Origin of the sequence: Aquiflexum sp. (assembly GCF_041749095.1) — a bacterium.
In the GTDB taxonomy this organism is placed as follows: domain Bacteria; phylum Bacteroidota; class Bacteroidia; order Cytophagales; family Cyclobacteriaceae; genus Aquiflexum.
In genome coordinates this window covers 22,875-30,073 of sequence record NZ_JBGTCA010000418.1, presented here as the reverse complement: position 1 = coordinate 30,073, position 7,199 = coordinate 22,875, and the positions used below count along the sequence as shown (strand labels likewise).

The following is a 7,199-nucleotide window of genomic DNA, read 5'->3' as shown; positions in this document are numbered from 1 at the left end:
GGTGGAGCATTCTTTTGCAACTGAATCCTGAGTGCATTCAGTTCCTTGGACATGGCCTTGACTGCCGTTTCCATCAATTGGTATTTGGTATTCAATTCCTGAAAACTCCCTTGGAGGGACCTGAAATCCTGTAACATGAATTTCAGGAAATACGCAATTATGGAGAGCAAAATCGATATGAGGCCACCGGCACTTATCATATACACTCCCTCTTCTGTAGGCATCGTTTTTTAACAGATTTAAAGGTTTCAGATACAATTTCCAATTCTACCTCCTCTCCTTCATCCAAAGCCAAGAATACCCTATCCCTTAATTTGATGTTGGCGAGATTGGAGTACATGGGTATTCTTTTTTCTTTGATGAAAGTAACCGGAACCAAACAAGGACCATCTGGGATTTCATTTCCTTTGATGGACTTAAATTCAAATACTTCCTTGTTCCTGTCCCTAGACACTGATAGGTACCAACCCTTCTCCTCGGAAAAGCAGGGTACCACTTGATAAATACCCTCTGGAATGCAATGATTGAAGGTCCTGAATACTTGGTGGGCTTTCTCCATGATATACATGATAGTTTTTCCATTGATACTCATTTTTCCAATTGTCTTATCCAGATAGTATTTTCTTGTCAAGAGAAGCTTCATTGCTTAGTCTTTTTCAACAGAAAGAATGACTGCAGCATTATTTGCACCATTGTTCAATGCATACTGCTGTCCATTTACTACCTGAAGAAATTCGACACCAACAATCAACACTCGGTGTGGTTCTGTGAGTGCTGCCTTTGCAACGGTGAGGTTGATTACAGGAGTTACCGTGTTGATTGGGAGGTTTCCTGATGACACCACTTCGTAGGATCTGTTTCCAGTCTGCATATCAATTGATGCACCAGCAACAAACACATTGAAGTGTGAAGCACCTTCCGGAATTAACATAAAATCCGAAGGCTGGTAAGGCTGGATAGTTATGCCCCAATCAGTAGCCGTATTGACCATGACCAATTCCTGTCTGAGTGTTGAAGTCAAACCTACCGTTGCATTCATTTCCAACCCGACAAGTAGGTTCCAATCCCCTTCCTGGACATTCCTCTCCCCTCTTACATTTACTGCATCCGTCCGGAGGATGGTCAGTAAACGTTTGATCAATCGTTGATGCAATCTAGCATCGCTGATTCTGACAATAGCAGGTCTGATTGTATCCTTAAGGAGTTTGACCACCGCAGCATTCGTCGTGAATTCAGCAATGTTTTCCCTAGTACGTGCATATCTGGGATCTGTCATTATCCTGGATTTGCTTACGCCACCTTTTTCCCTGGCCTGAAAGCCATCTCTATTTTTGAAGAAGTTGATTCTTCCTACATTACCCTGGAGGGTAATTATACCAGTTTGTTTTGCCATTTTATATTGGTTTTAAGTGAAACATGACCAAAGTTGGAGATGTGGGGGCTGATTTAGAAATGAATATGCGGATCGTGCGGATTTTGCGGAAGTTGCGGAAAAAGGGGGATTTGGGATTGTAGATTTTAGTCCCGGTAGATCGGGATAGATTTTAGATTTGGGTGTGGGGAGAAAGGATGTTGGAAGGTTTGGAAGGTAGGATGTTTTGGGGATTGCAAATCCGGGTTATCTGGGTTCGAGATTGCAAATCTCGAACAGCGGAACAGCGCAATTTCTGGTAAAAAAGGGGTATTGGAAATATTATATCATTTCTTGGAATTTAGCAAAAAGTAGGCGAATGGTCGGGACACACACGGGACATGGTCGGGACACGGTCGGGAGGTGGAGGGATATTTGGATGGGTTTATGGAGATTGCAAATCCTGATTATTTGAATTCGGGATTTCAAATCCCGCATAGCGGAAGCTCAAAAATAAAGTGAAAAATCCTGACAAATGTCATGATTTGTTTATATTTTTAAATAAATATTCACCTACCTAGAAATAGTAGTCTTATAATCACCCAAAAAACACATATCCTAAAATGCCAAATTATTTTGAATGGCAGAAAATCATCTTAATAGATGATGATTCCATATTAAACCTAATCCATAAAAAAGTATTGAAAATTATAGGATTTCATGAAACTGTATTGGATTTTAATAATGGATTTCAAGCCATTGAATATATCTATCGAGAAATTGAGCAATCTTCTTCAACAAATATGGACATTAGTCTGATCATATTGGATTTGGAAATGCCTATCCTTAACGGATGGGGATTTTTGGATAGGTTCCTTATACTTGAACCTCAGGTAAGGGAAAAGTTTAAGATCATTGTTTCAAGTAGTTCAAAAAATCCCGAGGATATTAAGCGGGCTTTAGAATATGAGGTTGTAAGCGAATACATTCCTAAACCCATTACTATTGATATTTTTGGTAGAATAATTTGGGATGGTATTGAGAAGGATAAGGATAAGGGATCAGGTAGGGAGGAAGATTTTAGATTTTAGATTTGGGGAGGATGGATGAGGGATGTAGGGAGAAATGAGAGCCGAGGCTAGAACCAAGAGGCAAGAAAAAGGGGTGATGAGGAAGTTAATAGGTTTGTGGGAGGATTGCAAATCCTGATTATCTGGGTTCGGGATTGCAAATCCCGAACAGCGTTGACTGCGTTAAATGTAGTCTTCGAGGTCTTTGGTGGGGATGCCGGAGAATTCTGAGAATTCTTTGATGGTGATGAACTGATTTGGTTTTTTGTTCAAGTAGATGCGGATTTTGTTGAGCAGGTCCTGGCCGTACCGTTCACTTTTTCCGGTGATGATCTGTACATCTTTGGGATATATGACGCATCTTTTTTTGAACATTTCAGTAATTGATTGAAAAACATATTTGATACTTACAATTTATTTTTTTATGGTTTTACGGTTCTTTGCCAGAAACCCAATATCCTATTACTGACAGGACGGAAGTCAGAAGACCGAAGCACTGGACATTTCAGGCTCCTGCCAAAAATTATATCGAATTACCATTTTACTGGCATCATTGCTAACATACAAATATTTTTAATTGGCGAATTCGATCAGCAAATTTTACTTATATTTTCCATTGATCGGATTTTCAATAAAGTTTTGATATTCTAGGGCCCAAGCTTTAAATCCTGCGGACATTAATTTGGCAATTTCAAGGTATTGTAACATAATAGTGTTTTGTTCCTTTTTGTATTCTTTTTCCATTTCCAAGATACTTTGGAGGTATTGGATGCCCATGTTCTGTAAAAGATAAAGGCATCTATGTTCAGGTAATTTATATTCCTTGTGGATCAGTTTAAATAAGCTAAAATGTTCCATTTCTATCTCTTGGGAATTATAAATTAGTTCATTCGAAATCCCAATCAATCTTCCAACCCTGAATTCAAGCTCATTTAAAGCAGTATTTAAACTGGTTCTGCTGATGTTAATCTCAACCCATGCCAGATTAAGGAAAATAATAGCACCTTCCAAATGGGACAATGATATCAGGTAATCCGAAACAGAAGGACAGCTTTGGGAATCCAAGAAATCAGACAGCCAAATTTTGGCATCAAAATATTTTTGGATACTTCTTTTAAAATAAATTATACTTTCTCCTCTCTTGAAATCCAATAGCTCTATCCAAATATTATGAAATGCCTGTGCAAATGGAAAATCCAACAAGGAGCTATCTTTAGGATATCGCATTATATGATCCAATGAATTTTTTAATGACAAGTGGAACATCTTGATTTTTCCCTTTTCCAATGTTTCCATCCAATCTTCCAAGAGAAAAAAGAAAACCACCCACTTGTCCAAACTTTTGAATCTGGCCAAACTAGATTTAGGGAATAATCTACCTGTAAGACTTTGAAGTCTAATTTTTTGGTACATTAAGATTTGCTGATCTGAATATAACAGTCCAAAATATGTTGCCCAATGGAGTGATGAGCCCTCAGTTTTATCCCAAATGGGATTAACCTGAGAGCCAAAAGGATAAATGATGTGGTTAGTAGCCATACCTCTTAAAAATCGACATATCTGGTTGTATCATTTACAGACCAGGCCACTGCACCCGAAACTTGGTATTTTATATTTTTAATGGCTGAAAGCAGGGTTCTGTTTGCAGGGGAATAATTTTCCTGGAATGCTTTGTCCAGTTGAATAAAATCTTTAAGTGCCAAATCATGAAAATGTAATATTTTTTCGATAGCCTTATCTTTGTCAAGATTTTCCCAATTAATCAATAGGTATACCCAATTATGGGGGTCCTTTATCTTACTTTCTTTATCAAATGAAAATAGGTCATTTGATATATAGATCAGTCGGGAGGCAAATTCCGTGTATTTTGTCAAGGATTTCCAAACCACCAAAATATCATGATAGTCATCTTCCATCGTAAAAGGGATCAGGTGGATGGCTAAGAAACCGCCGGAAAAAACAGGTCTTTTGGAAAGGTATTGGTCAATTGACGGTATTTTTTCCAAATCAAGATTTAGGGATTCCCAAATATTTTCTTTTGTATAATTTAAAATCAATTCCTGGAACAGGTTTATGAAAGGACTGGATGTAAGACCGTTAAGGTCTTCCCATAAATCGGCAAAGGCCATCCAAAACGGTCTTATTTGTCCTTTTTCTGTAGGAATCGCTCCGTTTTCCATAATGAGTTTATAGCCGATTGAAATTTTTTCCCAAAAAGCATGTTTCTCTCCCTTTGGAATACTGTCCGTGTAGTCATCCAAGATGAAAAGCAAGGCATATAGCTTTGCCAGCCAAATTGCTTTTTCAATCTTTGATTCAGGATATAGTCGTGCAGATAACCAAGTCATTCTCATTTTTTGGTATTTGATGATGGAATTTTGGTTTGGTAGCAGTTTCTGTTCAGAAGCCCAACATGTAGTGATTGAATCAATCTCATCTACATCGGAATGGATTATTGAACTGAAAGGATAATCGAAAAGCTCTTTGGCTTTTGCTTTGACTGCAATTGACCTGCGCTGGTCATATAATTTTTTATTGTACCGGGAAATAGTTCTTAAGTTAACTCCTACCAATTCTCCAATTTCACCCGGTTTCAAAACTTTGAAATGGTTGCCTAGCTTTTCTTCCAGTATCGGGATGGCATTGAGGTAATGCATCTGTGAAATATTTATCCATTCTTGGTCAGACTTCTTAGCCCTTTCCCAAATTTTTTGTGAAAGAGTATTAAATGAAGGAATTTCATTCAATATTCTGGCTTCATTGGCTTTGTCGAGTGATACTACCGAAGAATCCTGAAGAGAAACCAAACTGTAGGGACTTGTGGAATTATCCTTAAATGACTTCACATCAAAAGCCACTTGTTTGGGAAAATAAACTCTTTCCAACTTTCCTTCCCGCATCAGTCCCAAGCCTCCTTCAAGTATAAAATGGGCATTGTTTTCTGTGGTTCCAGCAGTTCTTAAAATGCCCCCTTTTTTGAATACCCGGAATTCAACGAACTTCATCAATTTGTCATAATCATAGGTAGGAATGACATATAGTTCATCCAGAAATGATTTCAATAAACTTTGCATTATCGACTTTTTCATAATAAAAAACATTTAAGTGTTAAACATAAAACTTATCAATCTTCCCCTGCTAACATGATATTGTACTGCAAAATAATGTATGTAAAACAACCCTTCTAAAAAGGAGAATTGAGGAATTCAAAAACCAAAAACAAATCAACTAATTAGTTTAATTTAAAAAAAGGGGTATGAAATTGCCAAATATTTATGAGGATTTTTTTCAAAATGGTGGAAAATAAGGACAAAAATTCTAATTGTGCTTTAATCCAAACTAGGCTGGTGCATTTTTTCCTTTAAAATCCGGCTTAATGTTTCCCTTGTTAAACCCAGAAAATTGGAAAGTAAAGAGGTTCGGGTTTTCAATATTAATTCAGGAATTTCTGATTCAAGAAAGTTGAATTTTTCAATAGCAGAGAGTTTAGATAGATGATTTAGAAAATGCATCCTTTTTATTTCAACGGAGCTAAGGTGTCTGACCAGGTTTTCAAGGTTTGGAGGTGAAATGCTTAATTTGCTCACAAGGATATTTATGGGAATTGCCATTAATTCTACTTTAGTAACGGCATGCCAGTAAAATTTTGGGATTTCAATCCCTGTCAATTCCTGAAAGTTACCAAAGACCTCCATATCCTTGACCAATCGGTACCATTTAGTATCCACTTTTTTTTCCAATGTTCCTGCAACCAGTCCCTCATTTATGAAAAAAAGATGATCATTTTGGATTGGCAGTTTTATATGGTCGAATTCAGAAAAAGTCAATATTTTGGTATGTTGGAGCAACTCATAAAAATGCTCCCTGAAAAATAATCCGTATTTCAGGGAATACAATTTAACCTGAAGTTTTTTCCTGTATACATCCATAGCAATAACAATCAATCAGATTGAAATAAAAAAACTTGATAATCAATTCCGATTTTTAAATCCATTTTTTTTCAAAATGGGCAATAATCAGGACAATATTCAAGTGATTCTGGAAGAGTTGGAAATAAAAAATTCAATTGTAAATCAGGATTAACCCATCAACCAATCTAATCTTTTTAAGAACCGTGAAATTTCAATAGAAAAATAGGAGCCATTAAATATTGTCAATTTATTGATGTAAATCACATAAACCTGCAATTATGTGATCTATGTCAATTGGCGGTTTGATTTTAAAAAAAGATGACTGTAATTTTTGTTAATGAATAAAGAGAGGAGAGTTATGAACGAAACAAGTATGAATTTGAGAAAAGATCAGTTTGTGATAGTTGTTGCTTTGTTATTGGCATTTCTGTTTTTATACACTGCCTTCAGTAAAGTACTTGATCCTGTAGGGACCTTACAAGCATTGAAGAATCAGGTTTTTCCTGTATGGATGGCTGAAATTCTTTTTTATACCCTTCCCATTGCTGAAGTTTCCACGACCTTCTTATTGATGACAGACAAGTGGAGAATTGCCGGTTTGAAATCTTCTGTTGTCCTGATGGCAATATTCACCGGATATATTCTTTTGGTATTGACAGGAATATTCAGCAGGGTTCCCTGTAGTTGTGGTGGGGTGCTCAACAGTTTGGGATGGGGGGAGCATTTGGTTTTCAACCTTGCCGTTTTGGGATTAGCTGTGTTGGGGGTGAAGATGGATCAGGGTAAGTGAATAAAGGGAAGGAGGATGGAATTTCGAATGGTGATTTTCGAATGTCGAAAGTCGAATAAAAATTTTACGATTTGGGA

8 protein-coding genes and 1 pseudogene are annotated in these 7,199 nt (G+C 36.9%); 2 read left to right on the top strand and 7 right to left on the bottom strand.

The genetic code is table 11. The features are described from left to right. The 3 genes and pseudogenes from ACEW8O_RS19120 to ACEW8O_RS19110 all read right to left on the bottom strand — a co-directional run. A pseudogene (locus ACEW8O_RS19120) lies at window positions 1-224 on the bottom strand (hypothetical protein); the annotation flags it as partial. Further along, complete coding sequence (locus ACEW8O_RS19115) at window positions 197-643, bottom strand: DUF5675 family protein (protein WP_373496230.1); 447 nt, start codon at window positions 641-643, stop codon at window positions 197-199. The gene ACEW8O_RS19115 and the pseudogene ACEW8O_RS19120, both read right to left, overlap by 28 nt. Window positions 644-646: 3 nt before the next feature. Next, window positions 647-1,393: a hypothetical protein gene (locus ACEW8O_RS19110; RefSeq protein WP_373496229.1), complete on the bottom strand. Its 747-nt coding sequence runs from the start codon at window positions 1,391-1,393 to the stop codon at window positions 647-649. A gap of 581 nt (window positions 1,394-1,974) precedes the next feature. Here ACEW8O_RS19110 and ACEW8O_RS19105 point away from each other — a divergent pair. Beyond that, window positions 1,975-2,442 (top strand): response regulator, encoded by a 468-nt coding sequence (locus ACEW8O_RS19105; RefSeq protein WP_373496228.1) that lies wholly within the window; start codon window positions 1,975-1,977, stop codon window positions 2,440-2,442. 162 nt (window positions 2,443-2,604) lie between these two features. Here the strand turns inward: ACEW8O_RS19105 and ACEW8O_RS19100 are convergent, their stop codons facing one another. The 4 genes from ACEW8O_RS19100 to ACEW8O_RS19085 form a co-directional block, all read right to left on the bottom strand. Then, on the bottom strand, window positions 2,605-2,796 hold the full coding sequence (locus ACEW8O_RS19100) for a hypothetical protein (protein WP_373496227.1): 192 nt from the start codon (window positions 2,794-2,796) through the stop codon (window positions 2,605-2,607). 225 nt (window positions 2,797-3,021) lie between these two features. Continuing rightward, complete coding sequence (locus ACEW8O_RS19095; RefSeq protein ID WP_373496226.1) at window positions 3,022-3,834, bottom strand: terpene synthase family protein; 813 nt, start codon at window positions 3,832-3,834, stop codon at window positions 3,022-3,024. 131 nt (window positions 3,835-3,965) lie between these two features. Beyond that, the gene (locus ACEW8O_RS19090; RefSeq protein ID WP_373496225.1) at window positions 3,966-5,510 is read right to left on the bottom strand and encodes a terpene synthase family protein; all 1,545 of its coding nucleotides are present in this window, start codon (window positions 5,508-5,510) and stop codon (window positions 3,966-3,968) included. Window positions 5,511-5,750: 240 nt separating this feature from the next. Continuing rightward, window positions 5,751-6,350 carry a hypothetical protein gene (locus ACEW8O_RS19085; protein WP_373496224.1) on the bottom strand — a complete coding sequence of 200 codons (600 nt, stop codon included), beginning with the start codon at window positions 6,348-6,350 and terminating at the stop codon, window positions 5,751-5,753. 340 nt (window positions 6,351-6,690) lie between these two features. Between ACEW8O_RS19085 and ACEW8O_RS19080 the strand changes: the two genes are divergently transcribed. After that, the gene (locus tag ACEW8O_RS19080) at window positions 6,691-7,122 is read left to right on the top strand and encodes a MauE/DoxX family redox-associated membrane protein (RefSeq protein WP_373496223.1); all 432 of its coding nucleotides are present in this window, start codon (window positions 6,691-6,693) and stop codon (window positions 7,120-7,122) included. Window positions 7,123-7,199 lie beyond the last annotated feature (77 nt).

What these genes read in the sequence shown, in the direction of transcription:
- ACEW8O_RS19105 (WP_373496228.1), top strand. Translation starts at nt 1,975, where the DNA reads ATGCCAAATTATTTTGAATGGCAGAAAATCATCTTAATAGATGATGAT.
- ACEW8O_RS19095 (WP_373496226.1), bottom strand. Translation starts at nt 3,834, where the DNA reads ATGTACCAAAAAATTAGACTTCAAAGTCTTACAGGTAGATTATTCCCT.
- ACEW8O_RS19115 (WP_373496230.1), bottom strand. Translation starts at nt 643, where the DNA reads ATGAAGCTTCTCTTGACAAGAAAATACTATCTGGATAAGACAATTGGA.
- ACEW8O_RS19110 (WP_373496229.1), bottom strand. Translation starts at nt 1,393, where the DNA reads ATGGCAAAACAAACTGGTATAATTACCCTCCAGGGTAATGTAGGAAGA.
- ACEW8O_RS19090 (WP_373496225.1), bottom strand. Translation starts at nt 5,510, where the DNA reads ATGAAAAAGTCGATAATGCAAAGTTTATTGAAATCATTTCTGGATGAA.
- ACEW8O_RS19080 (WP_373496223.1), top strand. Translation starts at nt 6,691, where the DNA reads ATGAACGAAACAAGTATGAATTTGAGAAAAGATCAGTTTGTGATAGTT.
- ACEW8O_RS19100 (WP_373496227.1), bottom strand. Translation starts at nt 2,796, where the DNA reads ATGTTCAAAAAAAGATGCGTCATATATCCCAAAGATGTACAGATCATC.
- ACEW8O_RS19085 (WP_373496224.1), bottom strand. Translation starts at nt 6,350, where the DNA reads ATGGATGTATACAGGAAAAAACTTCAGGTTAAATTGTATTCCCTGAAA.